This is a genomic window from Sphingopyxis sp. (assembly GCF_041916015.1).
Lineage (GTDB): Bacteria > Pseudomonadota > Alphaproteobacteria > Sphingomonadales > Sphingomonadaceae > Sphingopyxis.
The window spans coordinates 23,052-41,016 of sequence record NZ_JAYSAH010000068.1; the positions used below are offsets into that span (position 1 = coordinate 23,052).

General features: G+C 66.2%; 10 protein-coding genes and 2 pseudogenes. 10 read left to right on the forward strand and 2 right to left on the reverse strand.

What is annotated here, in order from left to right; translation table 11 throughout:
- Positions 1-175 precede the first annotated feature (175 nt).
- Positions 176-1,801: a serine hydrolase domain-containing protein gene (locus ACE3SL_RS09970; protein ID WP_374525585.1), complete on the forward strand. Its 1,626-nt coding sequence runs from the start codon at positions 176-178 to the stop codon at positions 1,799-1,801.
- Positions 1,802-1,841: 40 nt separating this feature from the next.
- On the forward strand, positions 1,842-4,511 hold the full coding sequence (locus tag ACE3SL_RS09975; RefSeq protein ID WP_374525586.1) for a TonB-dependent receptor plug domain-containing protein: 2,670 nt from the start codon (positions 1,842-1,844) through the stop codon (positions 4,509-4,511).
- A gap of 85 nt (positions 4,512-4,596) precedes the next feature.
- Here the strand turns inward: ACE3SL_RS09975 and ACE3SL_RS09980 are convergent, their stop codons facing one another.
- Positions 4,597-5,817 (reverse strand): M20/M25/M40 family metallo-hydrolase, encoded by a 1,221-nt coding sequence (locus tag ACE3SL_RS09980; RefSeq protein WP_374525587.1) that lies wholly within the window; start codon positions 5,815-5,817, stop codon positions 4,597-4,599.
- 234 nt (positions 5,818-6,051) lie between these two features.
- On the opposite strand from ACE3SL_RS09980, the gene ACE3SL_RS09985 reads away from it, so the two are divergent.
- On the forward strand, positions 6,052-7,224 hold the full coding sequence (locus tag ACE3SL_RS09985; RefSeq protein WP_374525588.1) for an acyl-CoA dehydrogenase family protein: 1,173 nt from the start codon (positions 6,052-6,054) through the stop codon (positions 7,222-7,224).
- A 56-nt stretch (positions 7,225-7,280) separates the two neighbouring features.
- Here ACE3SL_RS09985 and ACE3SL_RS09990 read toward each other — a convergent pair.
- Positions 7,281-7,376, reverse strand: a pseudogene (locus ACE3SL_RS09990).
- 227 nt (positions 7,377-7,603) lie between these two features.
- Here ACE3SL_RS09990 and ACE3SL_RS09995 point away from each other — a divergent pair.
- The 7 genes and pseudogenes from ACE3SL_RS09995 to ACE3SL_RS10025 form a co-directional block, all read left to right on the forward strand.
- Positions 7,604-7,891 (forward strand): annotated as a pseudogene (locus ACE3SL_RS09995) (integrase core domain-containing protein); the annotation flags it as partial.
- Between the two features lie 249 nt (positions 7,892-8,140).
- Positions 8,141-9,946 carry a PLP-dependent aminotransferase family protein gene (locus ACE3SL_RS10000; protein WP_374525589.1) on the forward strand — a complete coding sequence of 602 codons (1,806 nt, stop codon included), beginning with the start codon at positions 8,141-8,143 and terminating at the stop codon, positions 9,944-9,946.
- Between the two features lie 84 nt (positions 9,947-10,030).
- Positions 10,031-10,939 carry a carbon-nitrogen hydrolase family protein gene (locus ACE3SL_RS10005; RefSeq protein ID WP_374525590.1) on the forward strand — a complete coding sequence of 303 codons (909 nt, stop codon included), beginning with the start codon at positions 10,031-10,033 and terminating at the stop codon, positions 10,937-10,939.
- Positions 10,936-13,296: a TonB-dependent receptor gene (locus tag ACE3SL_RS10010; protein WP_374525591.1), complete on the forward strand. Its 2,361-nt coding sequence runs from the start codon at positions 10,936-10,938 to the stop codon at positions 13,294-13,296. The genes ACE3SL_RS10005 and ACE3SL_RS10010 overlap by 4 nt, the downstream gene beginning before the upstream one ends.
- Before the next feature lie 2 nt (positions 13,297-13,298).
- Entirely contained in the window at positions 13,299-14,693 is a 1,395-nt protein-coding gene (locus ACE3SL_RS10015; protein ID WP_374525592.1) for a sulfotransferase, read from the forward strand.
- A complete protein-coding gene (locus ACE3SL_RS10020; protein ID WP_374525593.1) occupies positions 14,690-16,786 on the forward strand; it encodes a hypothetical protein in 2,097 nt (698 codons plus the stop codon). Before ACE3SL_RS10015 ends, ACE3SL_RS10020 begins: the two co-directional genes overlap by 4 nt.
- Positions 16,777-17,952, forward strand: a complete 1,176-nt coding sequence (locus ACE3SL_RS10025; RefSeq protein ID WP_374525594.1) for an MFS transporter — start codon at positions 16,777-16,779, stop codon at positions 17,950-17,952. The genes ACE3SL_RS10020 and ACE3SL_RS10025 overlap by 10 nt, the downstream gene beginning before the upstream one ends.
- Positions 17,953-17,965: the final 13 nt, after the last annotated feature.

The window sequence follows — 17,965 nt, forward strand, 5'->3', positions numbered from 1 at the left end:
TGAAATTACAGCCTGCTCTATCTCCGCCTATGAAAATGTCACGCTTGAGGCAGAGAATTTTCCATTCATTGCCCCAAAGCGATGCTCCCGCGCCTGGTGTCAGCTTCGTGACAGCGACGCCCGGTAAGGCGGCCGCGTTCGCGCCTTGCCCGCGGCACCGAGGGAGAATCGGAAGATGAAGACCAGTCTGCCCCTGCTGATCGCGGGAGCCACCTTGTCCCTATGTGCCGCAGCGCCATCGGCCGCGGCCGCGCCGGCGGCGGGTCCCGACGCCGCCGGCGCACGGCTCGATGCGCTGTTTGCGCGCTGGGCGCATGACGATACGCCGGGTTGCTCGATCGCGATTTCGCGCGACGGACAGCCGATCGCGGTTCGAAGCTATGGCATGGCCAGCCTCGAACTCGGCGTTCCGGCGACCGCCGACAGCATCTACGAGGCGGGGTCAGATTCGAAGCAGTTCACCGCCGCCGCGATCCTGATGCTGGTGCGCGAGGGCAGGATGTCGCTGGACGACGACGTCCGCAAATATCTTCCCGAACTGCCCGCTTACGCCGCGCCGGTGACGATCGCGCATATGCTGCATCATACCAGCGGCCTGCGCGACTGGGGATCGGTCGCCGCGATCGAGGGCTGGCCGCGCAATTCGCGCACCGCGAACAACGACGATGTGCTGACAATCGCCGCGCGCCAGACCGAGCTCAATTTCGCGCCGGGCAGCCATTATCTCTACAGCAACAGCAATTACAATCTGCTGGCGATCGTCGTCGACCGGGTCAGCGGGCAGTCGCTCGCCGATTTCACCCGCGATCGCATCTTCACGCCGCTCGGCATGACCAGCACGCGCTGGCGCGACGACCATGGCGACATCGTGCCGGGCCGCACCGGCGCCTATGAGTTCGAGGACGGCGTCTGGCGCAACGAGCAGGTGATCGAGGACGCCTATGGCAATGGCGGCCTGCTCACCACCGTCGGCGATCTCGTCAAATGGCAGGCCGCGCTCGACAGCGATGCCTTCGGGCCGGGCTTCACCGCCCAGATGCAGCAGACGACCAAGCTCAACGACGGCACACCGATCGCCTACGCGCTTGCGCTGGTGAACCTCGACCATCGCGGGCAGCAGGAGGTCAGCCATTCGGGCTCGACCGGCGGCTATCGCGCCTGGATGGCGCGCTATCCGGCGCAGCGGCTCGCCGTGTCGCTGCTCTGCAATGCGGGCGATGCCGATACGCCGGTGCTCGGGCGCGCCGCCGCCGATCTTTTCCTGCCGCCCGATAGCGCCCAACCCTATGCGCCGCGTGGCCCCGTGCCGACCGGCCTTTATGCCGACAGCGTCAGCGGCGCGCCGCTGCGCTTCGAGGCTGACGGCAAGGGCGGCCTGCAAGCCGACGGCCGCGCGCTCGTTCCGGTCGGGCCGGGGCGCTGGATGCTGCGCGAAGATGTCTTCGCTTTCGGCGCGAAGGGCGGCCTGATCCGCGAAACGCGCGAGGGAGAGAAGATTCCCTATCGCAAGGTCGATGCCGTGACCGCGGTCGATCCGGCCCCCTATGCCGGGCGCTTCTGTTCGGCCGAGACCGGCACCTGCCTCAGCTTTCAGACCCGCGGCGGCCAGCTCGTCTACAGCGGCCCGCGCTGGACCGGCCAGCCGCTCGCACCGGCCTATCGCGACGTATTCACCGGCGACGCCGCGCCGCGCGCCTCGCGCGTCGTCGTGAAGTTTCAGCGCGACGCCGGCGGCGCCGTCACCGCGCTGCGTTTTGGGGAGAGCCGTGCATACGACCTGCTGTTCACGCGGGCAGACTGACCGACGATTCATCCAGCGACATTCAACAAGGGGATTATCTATGCGTAACGATCGGACCGGGCTGAAGGGCCTGTTGAGGAGCGGCAGCGCCGCGGCGAGCCTGATGCTCGCGCTGGCCTATAGCGGCGCCGCGGCGGCGCAGGAGGCGGCGGCCGACGAGGGCGATGCCACGGATGCGATCGTCGTCTCCGGCTCGCGCATCGACCGCAAGGGCTTCGACGCGCCGACCCCGACGACCGTCGTCGGCGAATCCGAACTGGCGCAGGGGGCGCGTCCCAGCATCGCGCAGGTGCTGAACGACCTGCCGCAATTCCGCGCGACCGTGTCGCCGAACAGCACCAACGCCAACACCAATTCCAGCACCTCGGCGATGGACCTTCGCGGCCTCGGCGCGACCCGCACGCTGACCTTGCTCAACAACCGCCGCTTCAACGGCGCGTCGGACCTCAACAGCATCCCGCAGGACATGGTGAAGCGCGTCGAGATCGTCACCGGCGGCGCCAGCGCAGCCTGGGGCTCGGGCGCGATCGGCGGCGTCGTCAACATCATCCTCGACGACAATCTGACCGGCCTGAAGCTCGGCGTCCAGAGCGGCATGTCGACGCGCGGCGACGGCTTTCGCTACAGCATCAACGGCAGCTTCGGCACCGAATTCGCCGGCGGCCGCGGCCATTTCATGATCGGCGGCGAATATCAGAACGATGAGGGCATCCTCAGCCGCAACGCGCGCAAGAATGTCGGCAGCGCCGACCTGTTCACGCCTGCGGGCAGCGCGCAGCAGATCCTCGTCCGCGACGTCAATCCGGCGAACACCGGCCTCGACGGGCTGATCACCACCGGCGCGCTCAAGGGCATGACCTTCGCGGCCGACGGCTCGCTCCGTCCCTATCAGTACGGCAGCATGATCAACGCCGACGGGACGCTGATGGTCGGCGGCGAAGGCCGCGGCATCGGCGACCAGAAGTCGCTCGCCAACCCCTATCAGCGCGTCAACAGCTATGCCCGCGCGAGCTTCGAGGTCGGCGATGCGACCTTCTGGATCGACGGCATGTACAGCCGCATCTGGGCCAAATATCCCTTCTACGCCGAATATGGCAATTACACGCTGAAGGCGTCCAACCCCTATCTCGACGGCATCCGCAGCCAGCTCGGCGCGGGGGAGACGACGGTCAAGATCGGCCGCGTCTTCGAAGATTACGGGATGCGCACCTTCGACTATTACCGCCAGAATGCCGAAGGCGGGATCGGCGTCGACGGCAGCTTCGCCGACGGCGCATGGCGCTATTCCGCCTATTACAACCATGGCGAACTGCGGAACATGCAGAGCTATCACAACCAGATCGTCGGCGCGAAGATGACGCAGGCGCTCGACGCGGTCCGCGTCGGCGGCAACATCGTCTGCGCGGTCGCGCTGACCGACCCGAACACCGCTTGCCGTCCGCTCAACATCCTGGGCTCGGGCCGCGCCGATCCGGCGGCGATCGACTATGTGTTCGGCGACCTCGCCAAGGTCGTCTACACGACCAAGCTCGACAGCATGGGCGCCAGCCTGCGCGGCGACCCCTTCTCGACCTGGGCCGGTCCGGTCTCGATCGCGTTCGGCGGCGAGGCGCGCTGGGAAAAGCAGGTGACGAACAGCATCGACCCGATTTCGACGGCGCGCGGGTTCAGCCGCTTCAACTTCTCGCCGCTCGACGGCGGGTTCAACGTGCAGGAAGGCTTCGGCGAAGTCGCGGTGCCGCTGCTCGACCAGCCATTCAGCAAGCTCGATTTCAGCGCCGCCGCGCGCTACAGCGATTACAGCACCAGCGGCGGCATCTGGTCGTGGAAGCTCGGCGCCACCGACCGTATCTTCGACAATCTGTTGCTGCGCGTGTCGCGCTCGCGCGACATCCGTTCGGGCAGTCTCGCCGAACTGTTCACGACGCGGACCACGACCTTCTCGACCGTCTCGGAGAACGGCCAGTCGTACAGCGTCACCCGCTACGGCGGCGGCAACCCGAATTTGAAGCCGGAGGTCGGCAGCACGCTGACCCTCGGCGCGGTCTTTACCCCGACCTTCCTGCCGGGCTTCAACCTTGCGGTCGATTATTTCGACATCAAGCTGCGCGACGCGATCACCTCGCCGAACGCCCAGGACGTGATCACCGCGTGCGGCAACGGCAATCAGAACGCCTGTTCGCAGATCACGCGCGACGGCCAGGGCCGCCCGACCGAGATCAACTCGACCTATCTGAACCTCGCGCAGTACAAGACCAGCGGCGTCGATATCGAGGCGAGCTATCAGCGGCCGGTCGGCAGCGGAACGCTTCGCCTGCGTGCGCTGGCGACCTATGTGTCGAAGGTCGTGATCGACGACGGCATTTCGGTCATCGACCGGGCGGGCGACGTCGGCGACGTGAGCTTCGGCACCCCGCACTGGCGCGGGACCGGCAGCGTCACCTATGGCAGCGACAATGCGAGCTTTACCGCGCGCGTCCGCTATGTCGGGGGCGGCGAGTATAACCATCTGCTCAATATCGCGAACAACGACACGTCGGCGCGGGTCTATGTCGACCTCAACGCGCAGGTGAATGTCGATGAGCGCTTCACGCTCTTCGCCAACGTCAACAATCTGTTCGATCGCGATCCGCCGCTCAGCCCGGCCGGATCGATCCATTATGACTCGATCGGTAGCTATGTGACGGTCGGCGCCAAGCTCCGTCTCTGATCCCCCCAGATCAGTGGCAAGGAAAAGGCGGGCATCGCGCGATGCCCGCCTTTTTTGCTGCCCCGAAAGGGGGATTCTTATCCGATCACTGAACACCCGCGGTGGCGAGCAGGATGCCGAGGCCGACGCTCGCACCCTGCACGCTCTGCGTCTTTTCGACGTCGATCCACTCGTCGAGCGAATGGCTGCGCTCGGCATGGCCGCCCGAACCGATGGTGATCGCCGGAATCCCGAGGCTCATCGGCATGTTCGAATCGGTCGATGAAAAGGACATTTCGGGGGTCAGACCCTTGGCGCGAATGATCGCATCGGCGTTGCGCACGACCGGCTCGGTCGCGGCCGTCTGTCCCGCCGGCCGGTCGCCGATCATCTTGATATCGGCGGTGACCGGGCCTTCCTTGGTCGATCGCGCGGCATTCTCGCCCTCGACGCTCTTCTTCACGATCGCGAGGAAAGCCTGCTCCAGCTTGGCGAGTTCCTCGGGGTTCTCCGACCGCATGTCGAATTCCATGAAGGCTTCGTTGGGGATCGAGTTGACCGACGTGCCGCCACTCGTGACGCTCGCCGAATAGGTGGTCTTGGGCGTCGCGGGCACCGGAATCCTGTAGAAATCGACGACCGTCTGGCTCATCGCTACCATCGGATTGACGAGGCCGAACGCCCCGAAGCTGTGTCCGCCCGGCCCCTTGTAGGTGATCCGGTAGCGCTTCGACCCGACGCCGCCCGTCACGACGCGCGCCGGGTTGGTTCCGTCCATCGAGACGAAGGTCCCGATGCGGTCCTTATATTTGCCCTTGGTCATCAGATAGCGGACGCCGCGCAGGTCGCCGGGACCCTCTTCGCCGACATTGCCGACGAAGACGATGTCCTGCCGCACCTTGACGCCAGCCTCCTTCATCGCCCGCGCATAGGCGAGCAGCACGGCGAGGCTGCGCGTGTCGTCGCCGATCCCGGGGGCATGAAGGCGGGTCCCTTCGCGGCGGACCTTGATCGGCGTCCCTTCGGGAAAAACCGTGTCGAGATGCGCGGCGATCATCACGACCGGAGCGCCCGCAGGGCCGGTGCCGCGATAGACACCCATGACATTGCCTTCCGGGTCGGTTTCGACGTCGGTCAGGCCGGCCTCCACCAGCATATCGCGATAGGCCGCGGCACGCGCGGCTTCCTTGAAGGGCGGGGCTGGAATCTCGGTGAGCTTGACGATCTCCGCGACAAGGCGATCATGATCGCGGCTCAGGATTTCGGCGGCTTTTTCATATCCTTTGCTCTTCAAGACCGCTTCGGGTTTCGCACCGGCCGCGGCCATTGCCGTGCCGGATGAAAACAACAGGGCGGTCAGGGCAAGAGAGGCGGCGGTTCGCATGAAAGTCCTTTCGCTGGAGAGATCGTCTGATCTCTGAAAGCTTTGCGAAAAGCGTGTCAAGCGAACTTGCCCGGTCGTGGCGAAGAACCGGGAATCGCCGAAAAGCGCAAGCCGAACTGGACCGGGCGTTAATCTTGCGGCACGTCGATATCCTTCGCATCGAACGCAGGAATGACCATGCAGCTTAGCCCCTATGACAGCGAACATTTCCCCGAGATCCGCGAAGGCGTCCGGCGCCTCTGCGCCGAGTTCCCGGGGGAATATTGGCGCGAGCTCGATGCGAAGCGCGAATATCCGACCGCGTTCGTCAAGGCGCTGACCGAAGCGGGTTATCTCTCGGTGCTGATCCCCGAAGAATATGGCGGCTCGGGGCTCGGCCTGTCGGCGGCGGCGGCAATCCTCGAGACGATCCAGGCCGAAGGTTGCAACGGCGGCGCCTGTCACGCGCAGATGTACACGATGGGCACGATCCTGCGCCACGGGTCGGAGGAGCAGAAGCAGGCCTATCTCCCCAAGATCGCGACCGGCGAGCTCCGCCTGCAGGCCTTCGGCGTCACCGAGCCGACGAGCGGCACCGACACGACCGCGCTGCGCACCGTCGCGGTGCGCGACGGCGATCATTATGTCGTCAACGGCCAGAAGATCTGGACCAGCCGCGCCGAGCATAGCGACCTGATGCTGCTCCTCGCGCGCACCACGCCGAAGGACCAGGCGGCCAAGAAGACCGAGGGGCTCTCGACCTTCATCGTCGACATGAAGAAGGCGCTTGCCGATGGGTCGCTGACGATCCGCCCGATCCGCACGATGATGAACCATGCGACGACCGAAGTCTTCTTCGACAATATGCGCATCCCCGCCGCCAACCTGCTCGGCGATGAGGGCAAGGGCTTCCGCTACATCCTCTCGGGCATGAATGCCGAGCGCACGCTGATCGCCGCCGAATGCGTCGGCGACGCAAAATGGTTCACGAAGAAATCGGCCGACTATGCGAACGAGCGCAAGGTGTTCGGCCGTGCGATCGGCCAGAACCAGGGCATCTCTTTCCCGATCGCCAGGGCTTATGCCAACATGCGTGCCGCCGAGCTGATGGTCCACGAAGCGGCGCGCCTCTACGAGGCCGGGCAGCCTAATGGCGCCGAGGCCAATATGGCGAAGATGCTCGCCGCCGATGCGTCGGTCGAGGCGGGCAATGTCTGCATCCAGACGCATGGCGGCTTCGGCTTTGCCGAGGAATATGACGTCGAGCGCAAGTTCCGCGAGACGCGCCTCTATCAGGTCGCGCCCATCTCGACGAACCTCATCCTCTCCTTCCTCGCCGAACATGTCCTCGGCATGCCCAGGAGCTATTGAGAAAGCTGTGTCCTGTCGGGCATCGGCGCAGGGTGAGCGGGGTGAACCGAGGAGTTAGCGGGCGGGAGGGATTCGAACCCTCGATCCAATTTTTGGTCCGTAGCCGTCTTCAGTGGTCCGTATTAGTCCAGCAAACTCAACGGAACACCCGCATTTTGTACCGTATGCATACCATAGATTGGTGGGGTGGGGGCGACCATGCAAAAGTGTGGCTGGGGGACGAAGATTGGCAGCTCAGCCGCCTGGTAGCGGACATTATGTGCCAGCTTTGGAAGGTAAAAATTCGGCTTGCTTCGCATCCACTAAATGTCCGCTATCGGCCAGCGATAGCCAAAGCCCGCGCGCTCTGCGCTGAAAATGCCGGAGCGTACGCGCTCAGGGGCCGGAGTTCATATCGAAGTATCTCGATCCGCGGGTCTACCAGCACGACGTCGCGCTGGACTTCAGCAGGCGGGAAAAGCCGACCGACACTGCCTTCGCGGAATCGTTCAACGGACGGGTCAGGGCGGAGTGCCTCAACGCGTATTGGTTCTTGAGCCTGGCCGACGCCCAGCATAAATGTGAGGCATGGCGGTACGACTACCACAATGTCCGCCCGCATAGCTCCCTCGGTAGCCAAACCCCGGCGGAGTGCGCTTTTGCATCGGGGCAGACTAGCCCGCCCTGATGCAAGAAATCCGTCTTTCTCGCAAAGATCAGATCAAAGATGGAGCCAAGCTCACGTCGATTTCACCTACCAAGACCCTTTGGGGGATTTTTGGGGGCATTTCGGTCGAGATGGAGCGAAACGCGGCATCATCGAGTATGATCCAGCAATTTGCGCCCAGGGGTGCTTGCCGTCATCACGTCCTGTCCGTCTCGGCGCCGGTGAGGGTTTGGTCTTGATCTGGTGGCAGCGATTCGAACACAAGGAGGCATGCGTCCTTCCTTCATGCTCGATCGCGCCAGCGATACCACCTTGCAGGACCAGATTCGCAAGGGCGTGATTGAACTGATGCGGTCGCAGGCATGGCCTGCCGGTCACCGCCTGCCGTCTTCGCGGACGATGGCGCGCTTGCTGGGGGTTGCGCGCAACACGGTGACGATCGCCTATCAACAGCTCGTGGCCGAGGGGCATGTGGTGGCGCGCGAGCGTAGCGGGCTGTTTGTCTCGGGTGATCTGTCCTCGGGAAGATCGGGCTTTGGCGAGGTCGCGGGCATTGCCGAAAGGGTGACGGCCAACGGGGTAACATGGTCCGAGCGATTACCGCTCCTGCCCGCGCTTCCGGAACCGATGCCCGCGAATTGGCAGCAATATCCCTATCCCTTCCTGGACGGCTGCTTCGACGACAGTCTGTTCCCCGCCGGCGACTGGCGCGAGGCGGCGAGCCTGTCGCTGAAGCGTCGGCAGGTCGCTTCCTGGTCGGGGATCGCCGACGACGATGCGGCGCTGATCGAGGAAATTCGCACCAAGATATTGCCGCGCCGCGGCATCTATGCGCGCCCCGACGAAATATTGCTGACGCTCGGCACGCATCACGCGCGCGTCCTCGCGCTCGACCTGTTCTGTACCGAAGGCAGCCGCGTCGCGATCGAGGACCCCGGCCTGTTCGAGCTGCGCGCGCTGATCGAGGCACGGCGCGGGCAATGGGTGCCGCAGCCTGTCGATGCGGCGGGCGTGGTGACCGACGCGCGGCTCCCCGGCTGCGATCTCGTCATGGTCACGCCCAGCCATCAACTGCCCACCGGCGCGACATTGTCGCTCGACCGGCGGCGGGCGCTGCTTGCGGCGGCCGAAGCGCACGACCTGATCGTCGTCGAGGATGATTTCGAATGCGAGACCAATTATCTCGACGAGGATTTTCCGGCGATGCGCGGCATGGCGGGCGGTAGCCGCGTCGTCTATATCGCCGGCCTCGCCAAAGTGCTCGACCCCGGACTCAGGCTCGGCTTCATGGTCGCCGACCGCGAGGTGATCGCGCACCTGCGCGAACTGCGCCGCCTGTCGGTCAAGCAGCCGCCGCCGAACAACCAGCGCGCAGCGGCGCAATTCCTGTCGCTCGGCCATTATGATTCGATGATGCGGCGGATTGGGCGCGAGTTCCGCGCGCGGCAGATCGCGCTGCGCGATGCGCTCAACCATTATCTGCCGCGCTCGATTGCGATCCAGCCGGTGCGCGGCGGGACGACGATGTGGGTGCGGGGAGCCGCCGGGCTCGACGTTGCGGATCTCGCTGCGGCGGCCGAGCGGCGCGGAGTGCTGATCGAGCGGGTCGATCCCTATTATGCCGGAACCGCGCCGCCCGGCTTGTTCCGGCTCGGCGTCACGAGCCTGCCCGTCGAACGCATCCGCCCCGGCGTCGCGGCGCTGACCGCGGCGCTCAACGATGTGCTTGAGAAAAAGGTGGAACCGCCGCTGATTCTGACGGGCCGCGCGCTGCGCCGCAAGATGAGCGGCGCGCGGCTCGAATGCCGCACCATCTATGGCGATCCCTGCACCATATTGCTGCTGCCCGACGGCACGATGACCGGGCGCGCGGGCCATGCCGACGAGGATATCGACACCGGGCGCTGGTGGATCGAGGGCGACCGCTGGCACCGCCAGTGGCAAAGCTGGTCCTATGGCGAGGCGACCTCGTTCGAGATCGCGATCGAGGGCGATGTCATCCAGTGGCTCGGCGCCGGACAGCGCGTCGTCGACTGGGCGCTGATCGGCCGCATCGGCGATCTGGCACCATCCTAGTTTGCAAACTGGACCTATCGTAAGCGCCGCATAGCGGACAGATTGTCTCCCGGACGTGCCCCGATGAGCGCGTCGGGGAGGATTATGACTCATTTCGCGATCGCCGGCCTGCAACTGGCCCTGCCGCGGGGCGACAATCTGGATCGCATCGCCGAGGAAGTGCGGCTCGTTCGCCGCCGCTTCCGCTGGGTCGATATGGTCGTGCTGGGGGAGCTTTCCTGCTTCGGCCCCGCCACCGCGAACGCGCAGCCGCTGCCCGGCCCCACGGAAGACGCTTTTGCGGCGATGGCACGCGAGCACGGACTGTGGCTCGTCAACGGCTCGCTGTTCGAGCGCGAGGGCGACACGATCTACAACACCACCAGCGTCTTCGCGCCCGACGGCAGTGTCGCCGCGCGTCACCGCAAGATATATCCTTTCTACCCCTATGAAGAGGGGGTGACCGGCGGCATCGAGCCGACCATATTCGACGTCCCCGGCGTCGGCCGCTTCGGCCTCGCCATCTGCTATGACATTTGGTTTCCAGAGGTTGTCCGCTCGCTGATCTGGCGCGGGGCGGAGGTCATCCTCAATCCGGTGATGACCAACACGATCGACCGCGACGTCGAACTGTCGATCGTCCGCGCCGCCGCCGCGACCAATCAGGCCTATGTCGTCTCGGTCAATGTCGCGGGCGACCTCGGCTATGGGCGCTCGTGCGTCGCGGGGCCGGGCGGCGAGATGATCCATGTGGCGGGAGAAGGGCGCGAGGTGATCGCGGTCGATCTCGACCTCGATTATGTTCGCCGCTGCCGCGAACGCGGCTGGCACGGGCTCGGCCAGCCGCTCAAGAGTCTGCGCGACGGGCCGCAGCATTTCGAAGCCTTCGACCGCGGGCCTGCGGCCTCGCCGACGCTCCAGGCGCTTGGCCCGCTCGTTCAGCCTGCGTCTTCGCTCACCGGCAAGGATGGCGCCGACGCGCGCGCAATGACACATAAGGGGGGAAAATCATGACCAACACCACGCGACTTCTGGCGACGACATCGCTCGCCTGCACCGGCCTGCTGGCGGCGATGCCAGCGCCGGCCTTCGCTCAGGAAGCAGGGGCGACGAATGATGGCACCGACATCGTCGTCACCGCGACCCGCCGCGAGGCGCGGACGATCGACATTCCCTATAATATCTCGGCGGTCGGCGGCGACCGGATCGACGCGAACCAGACGCGCGATCAGGCCGAGCTGCTCCGTTCGATCCCCGGCGTCGCGGTCGTCGATCGCGGCCGCCGCAACGCAGGCGTCATCAACACGGTGACGATCCGCGGCATCAACGTCGACAGCGCCGCGCTGGGCGATTACGCCGTTTCAGGCATTTCGCCGGTCTCGACCTATGTCAACGACACGCCGCTGTTCGCCGCCTATCTGCTCAAGGATCTCGATCGGGTCGAGGTGCTGCGCGGGCCGCAGGGAACGCTCTATGGATCGGGCGCGCTCGGCGGCACGGTGCGCTATATCCTCAAGAAGCCCGTGCTCGGCCGTTTTGAGGGCCGCGTCACCGGCGGTGTCAGCAGCGTCAAGGGCTCGGACGGCATCGGTTACGAAGCCGACGTCGTGCTCAACGTGCCGCTGGGCGATACCTTCGCGATCCGTGCGGTCGGTAGCCGCCAGCATTATCCGGGCCTCACCGACTATGTGAACGTCTACAAGCTCGACGGCGACGGCATCCCGACCGCCCCCGCCGGGATACTCGCGCCCGACGCCGAATATCGCCGCGTCAAGGACGCCGATTTCGTCCATGTCTGGTACGGCCGCATCGCCGCGCTGTGGCAGCCGAGCGACGCGGTCGACCTGACGCTGACCTATAACCATCAGGAGGATAATGTCGGCGGCCGCCGCCAGATTACGCGAGGGCTCGACGGCTATGGCAAGCCTTACGAAGGCTATCAGAATGGGTCGATCCAGCTCGAGCCTTCGACCCGCAACGTCGATTCGGTTGCATTGGAAGCGAACGTCGATCTCGGCTTCGCGACCCTGACCTCCAGCTCCTCCTGGTATGATCATGAAGGCGATAGCGTCAGCGAGAATACCGGCTTCTACGCCAAGGCGGGCTTCCTCGCCTTCTATTACAACTACCCGCGCCCGATGGCGTCGGCGGTGCGCAGCTATCGCGACAAGAGCTTCGTGCAGGAACTGCGCCTCGTGTCGAAGGGCGGCGGGCCGCTCGATTATGTGATCGGCGCCTATTATCAGGACCAGAAGCTCTTTTCGTCGCAGGACAGCTATCTCCGCGGTTTCAAGCGCTGGTGGGATGCCGCGACCGGCCTTCCGGCAGCGGTCGCGAGCGATCAGGATTTCTTCTATCGCCGGCACGAGACGTTCAAGGACCGCGCGCTGTTCGGCGAACTGACGTGGCACGCCACCGACACCGTCGATCTGACCGGCGGGGTGCGCTATTTCTGGAACAAGGCGCACAACGACACTTCGATCGATATCCCGATCTTCCCCTCGCTGTCGCAGCCGACTGACGCGACCTTCCGCACCAGCGAGGACAAGGCGCTGTTCAAGGGCAATCTGTCCTGGAAATTCGCCGACCGCGGGCTGCTCTATGCGACCGTATCGCAGGGCTATCGCCGCGGCGGGTCGAACGCGGTGCCGACGATTGGCCGCTATGCCGAGGACCCGTCGTGGCAGCAGTACAAGTCCGACACGCTGGTCAATTACGAAGTCGGGGTGAAGGGCGCGCTCAGCGGACTGACCTATAATCTCGACGCCTTCTACATCGACTGGAAGAATATCCAGCTCAACACAGCGACTCCGGTCTGGGGCTTTTACGTCGTCCAGAACGGGGGCAAGGCCCGCTCGCAGGGGATCGAGGCGCAGATCGAGGGGCGCAGCGGCGGCCTCCACTATGCGCTCGGCTATACCTATGTCGATGCGAAGCTGACGCGCGATTTCTTCTCGCCCGATCCCAGCCATGTGCTGATCGGGCGCGACGGCGATCGCTTGCCGGGCTCGGCGCACCATATATTGACCGGCAGCGCCGATTACAGCTTCGACCTTGGGAACGACACCAGCCTGACGCTGCGCGGCGATGGCTTCTACCAGTCGTCGACGCGCAACGCGATCAGCACCTCGCCCAAGTTCAACGTCCGCCTGCCGGGCTTCTCGATCTGGAACGCCTCGGCGACCTTGCGCAAGGGGGCCTATGGATTGACGCTGTTCGTCAAGAATCTGTTCAACACGGATGGGGTCACGGGCGTCTTCACCGAAGCCTATATGGGGACGTCGCCATCGCAGGGCTATTATGGCAACGGGTCGAAGGAACTGATCACGCTGCCGCGGACGATCGGCCTGTCGGCGGACGTGCGTTTCTGACGATGACGGCCCGGCCCGCCGCCTCTGACGCCCACGACCGTTCCGGCGATTTCGACGCCGGTCTGGCACAGGCGCGGGAAGCGGTGGTGCGGGGCCGCTATGGCAAGGCGCGCGCGGTTCTCGCCGCGATCGAGGAACTGGCATGGGACGACGCCCATGCCTTGCGCCGCCTTGCCGAATATCACGGGCATATGAACCGCCCGGTCGAGGCCGAACGCTGCTGCGCGCGCGCGGTCGAACTGGCGCCCGACGATGGCCGTGCGCGCTACGACCTTGCCGCCGCGTCGATCGCGCTCGGCCGGATCGACGCGGCAGAGGCGCATTTCGACCGCGCGATTGCGGATAATCCGCGCGACTGGGACGCCTGGGCCAACCGCTCGACGCTGCGCCGCGCGACCGCGGACAATAATCATGTGGCGGCGCTTGAAAACGCGCTGGCAGCGACGGGGAGCAATACCGAGGCGCGCATCGCGCTCGGCCATGCGCTCGCGAAGGAACTCGAGGACCTCGGCGATCATGACCGGGCATTCGCGGCGCTGAAGGCGGCCGCCGATGCGCGGCGGGCGCGGCTGTCCTATCGCGTCGCCGACGACGTCGATACGATGGCGGCGATCGCCGAAGCCTTTTCGACCGAGCGCCTGCGCGCGGCTCCGCGACCGACCGCCGGACCGGGGCCGATCTTCGTCCTCGGCCTGCCGCGTAGCGGGACGACATTGGTCGACCGCATCCTCTCCTCGCATAGCAAAGTCGCGAGCCTCGGCGAGATTCAGGATTTCGCGCTCGCGCTGATCGCGGGCGCCGGGCAAGCGCGGGACAAGGCCGACCTTATCCGCCGCAGCGCCGCGATGGATCATGCCGCACTCGGCCGCGCCTATCGGTCGCGTATCGCCGAACGCGATCCCGGCGCGCCTTTCGCGATCGACAAGACGCCGCTCAACTTTCTCTACATCGGCCTGATCGCGCTCGCGCTGCCCGACGCGCGCATCGTCCATGTCCGGCGCGGGGCGATGGACGGCTGCTATGCGATGTACAAGACGCTGTTCCGCATGGGCTATCCGTTCAGCTATGACCTCGGCGACCTTGCCGCTTATCGCATCGCCTATGAGCGGCTGATGGCGCATTGGCACGAGGCCTTGCCCGGCCGGATGATCGGGATCGACTATGAGGCGCTGATCGCCGATCAGGAGGGCGAGAGCCGCCGGCTGGTGGCGGCGTGCGGGCTCGGCTGGGAAGAGGCCTGCCTCGATTTCCACAGCAATCCCGCGCCCGTGGCGACCGCGAGCGCGGTACAGGTGCGCGCGCCGATTCACGATCGCTCGGTCGGTCTCTGGCGGCGCTATGAGGCGGGGCTTGCTCCGCTGGCCGACGCCCTGGGTAAGGCGGGCATCGCGCTGTGAAATATTGGCCGCTCGTTCTGATCGCACTCGCGGCGCCCGGCAGCGCGGCGGCCGAGGAATTGCTGCGCAGCGATTTCCAGCAGGGCAGCGCCGACCCGTGGCGCGCGGCAGGCATGGGCGATGTGCGGCTGACAAGTTTCGCGGGCAATGTCTCGATGCGCCTCACCGCCGGGGCGAGCGCCGAGGTCGCAGTGCCGGTCACGGACAAGCGGCGCCTCTATGCGACCGTCAAGATCGCCGCCGATGCGCTGGACGATGACGCGGTCTGCACGGCCGAAGCCTCGCGCGATGATGGTGCGACATGGATGCCGATCCTCTCGGTCGGCAAGGCGCGCGCCGATGCGGTGACGCTGTGGCCGGGCGGACAGGCGCTCGCCGAGGGCGATGGCGGGCTGCGGCTCCGCCTGTCGGCGCGGGGCAAGCGCGCGACCTGCTGGTTCGACGATGTGGTGGTGACGGGGATCGCCAACGCCGCGGCTTCGGGTGCGAGGCGGGCGCTTGGCGGCGCCGCGCTGCTGGCGGGCGAGGGCTTCGATGGCCCGGTCGATCTGTCGGCTTTCGCGCCGGCTGCCGACGCTGCGAAGCCGTCGGCGACCTTCGCGGGTCGCCTGAATCTGACAGGCGGACCGATGGCGGGTTTTCGCATGATCGCCGAGGAAAAGGGCTATGAACGCGGCAATACGGTCCGCTCGCTCCCCGATCTCGCCATCGACCTCGTCCAGCATGGCGATGCGCTGATCCCCGCGCAGCGCGGGCTGATTCCATCGACCCACCCCGACTGGAACTGGATTGTCGAGCCGGGCCGCGTCTGGTCCGAACCTGGCGATGACGGGCTGACCCGCGCCGCGCTGCCCTTCGCGCTTCAGGAGCGCAACGCCAATTGCACCCACAACGGGATGCTCACCTTCCTGTTCGGCGCAGATGGAACGGTGAGCAACGCGGCTTTCGAGATTGCAAGCGAAACCTGCCGCTATCGCAAGTTCGACGCCTGGGGCTTCGTCGCTGCGCGCCTTGCGCCGGGCGTGGTTTCCGGCGCCGACGCGATCGTGCGGCGCGATGAGGAGGCGGCCGCGGCACGCCTGCCGGTGCGGCCGATCGAGGAACGGCCCGATGCGCTAGCTTTCGCCACTGCGGCGGGCCCGGAGCCGACCGTCTATGGCGCGGTGGTGGACGGCGTCCATTACCGCAGCGCCTGCGCGACGCGCCACGGCGATTATCCCGCGTGCGAGGTGATCGATCTGCCGTCCTATTCGACCGCCAAGTCGGTGTTCGGCGGGGTCGCGCTGATGCGGCTCGAAAAACTCTATCCCGGCAGCGCGGCGGCGGAGATCGCGGCGTATGTCCCCGCCTGCGCGCGCGGCTGGGCGGGGGTTACGCTCGAACAGGCGCTCGACATGACGACGGGCCATTACCGCTCCGACGCCTATATGGCCGACGAGGATGATCCGTCGATCGCGGGCTTCTTCGAGCCCGAGGGTCATGCGGCGAAGATCGCCTTCGCCTGTACCCATTATCCGCGGCGGACGGCGGCGGGCGCCAAATGGGTCTATCACACCAGCGACACCTATCTGCTCGGCACCGCGATGGGCGCGATCCTGCGCAAGCGAAAGCGCCTCGACGCCGATCTCTACGACGATCTCGTCCGGCCGCTGTGGGATGGTCTCAAGCTCAGCCCAACGCTGTCGACGACCCGGCGCAGCGAGGGTGCGGCGGCGCAGCCCTTCGTTGGCTGGGGGCTGACCTATCAGCCCGACGATATCGCGCGGCTGTCGCGCTGGCTGATGCAGGGCGCGGACGGGCTGCTCGACCCGCGTCTGCTCGACGCTGCGATGCAGCGCGCGCCGCGTGGCGGCGGGCTTCCCGCGGGCTTCCCGGGCTTTCGCTACCGCGCCGGCTTCTGGACGCGCGACATGGGGGTTAAGCTCGGCTGTCCCGGCTCGCTCTGGGTTCCGGCGATGTCGGGGTTCGGCGGCATTTCGGTCGCGATGCTGCCCGGCCGCGACGCCCTTTTCTACAGCTTCGGCGACAGCGATCATTGGGACTGGAGCGCGGCCGCCGTGGCGCTCGCCGGAAAGGATGCACCATGCGGCTGACCGATACGCTGCCGAAGGTCGCACCCGACGGCCTGCCCGCCGCGGTGCTGCTGTCCTTCCTTGCGACCGCCGGGCTCTTCTACGTCAATATCATGGCGGCGCTCGTCACCGGCCTGTCGGACGGGCTGGGGATCAAGCCTGCGAGCGCGGGGCTCATCGCCTCGGCCAATGTCTATGGCGCGGCGGTCGGCGCGCTGATCGCGGTGTTCCTGGTCCGGCGCATCGCGTGGCGCGTCGCCGCGACCGCGGCGCTGCTCGGCCTGATCGCGGTCGATCTCGTTTCGACGCAGCTCGTGTCGGTGGCTGCGCTGACGGTGATCCGCGCCTGTCACGGCATGATCGGCGGGCTGCTCGTCGGGATCGCCTTTGCGGTGATCGCGCGCACCCGTTCGCCCGACCGCGTGTTCGGGATGCTGCTCGTCGTCCAGTTCGGGATCGGCGGCATCGGCCTCTGGGCGCTGCCGCCGCTGGTGCCGCAGTACGGCACCGGCATCCTCTTCCTCGCGCTCGCCGCCTTCAGCCTCGCGACGCTGGCGATGCTGCCCTTTCTGCCTGCCTATCCGGTCGCCGCCGACAATGCCGCGGCGGCCGAGGCCCCGCCGATCGCGCGGAAACCGCTCGCCGCGACGCTCGCCGCCATCTTCCTGTTCCAGGCGGGCAATATGGGGCTCGCCGCCTTCATCATCGGGCTCGGGCGCAATGCGGGACTGTCGCAGGATTTCATCGGACCGACGCTCGCCGCCGCCAACTGGCTCGGCGCCGTGGGGTCGGTCCTCGTCGTCGCGATGGGCGCGCGTTTCGGTCGAGCAAAGCCGATCCTCGGCTCGATCGCGCTGACCCTGATCTTCACCGCCGCCTTCTGGTGGTCCGACCTTCCGGCCGTCTATGTCGCCGCTAACATCGGCTCGGCGATCGTCTGGGCCTTCACCATCCCCTATCTGCTCGGCCTCGCCGCGGCGTTCGACAAGGTCGGGCGCACTGCGGCGCTCGGCGGCTTCTGCTCGAAACTCGGGCTGGCGAGCGGGCCGCTCCTGACCGGGCTGCTGCTCGATCATGGCGGCTATCCGCTGACGATCGTCGCGGCGGTGCTGCTTCTGCTGCTGAGCGGTCTCGCGGCGGCGTGGCCCGCGCGATTGCTCGACCGCGCCCAACCTTCCCAAGCCTGAACCCCAAACCCAC

Excerpts from the sequence above, each read along its gene's own strand:
- ACE3SL_RS09970 (WP_374525585.1), top strand. The coding sequence starts at position 176 with ATGAAGACCAGTCTGCCCCTGCTGATCGCGGGAGCCACCTTGTCCCTA.
- ACE3SL_RS09975 (WP_374525586.1), top strand. The coding sequence starts at position 1,842 with ATGCGTAACGATCGGACCGGGCTGAAGGGCCTGTTGAGGAGCGGCAGC.
- ACE3SL_RS09980 (WP_374525587.1), bottom strand. The coding sequence starts at position 5,817 with ATGGCCGCGGCCGGTGCGAAACCCGAAGCGGTCTTGAAGAGCAAAGGA.
- ACE3SL_RS09985 (WP_374525588.1), top strand. The coding sequence starts at position 6,052 with ATGCAGCTTAGCCCCTATGACAGCGAACATTTCCCCGAGATCCGCGAA.
- ACE3SL_RS10000 (WP_374525589.1), top strand. The coding sequence starts at position 8,141 with ATGCGTCCTTCCTTCATGCTCGATCGCGCCAGCGATACCACCTTGCAG.
- ACE3SL_RS10005 (WP_374525590.1), top strand. The coding sequence starts at position 10,031 with ATGACTCATTTCGCGATCGCCGGCCTGCAACTGGCCCTGCCGCGGGGC.
- ACE3SL_RS10010 (WP_374525591.1), top strand. The coding sequence starts at position 10,936 with ATGACCAACACCACGCGACTTCTGGCGACGACATCGCTCGCCTGCACC.
- ACE3SL_RS10015 (WP_374525592.1), top strand. The coding sequence starts at position 13,299 with ATGACGGCCCGGCCCGCCGCCTCTGACGCCCACGACCGTTCCGGCGAT.
- ACE3SL_RS10025 (WP_374525594.1), top strand. The coding sequence starts at position 16,777 with ATGCGGCTGACCGATACGCTGCCGAAGGTCGCACCCGACGGCCTGCCC.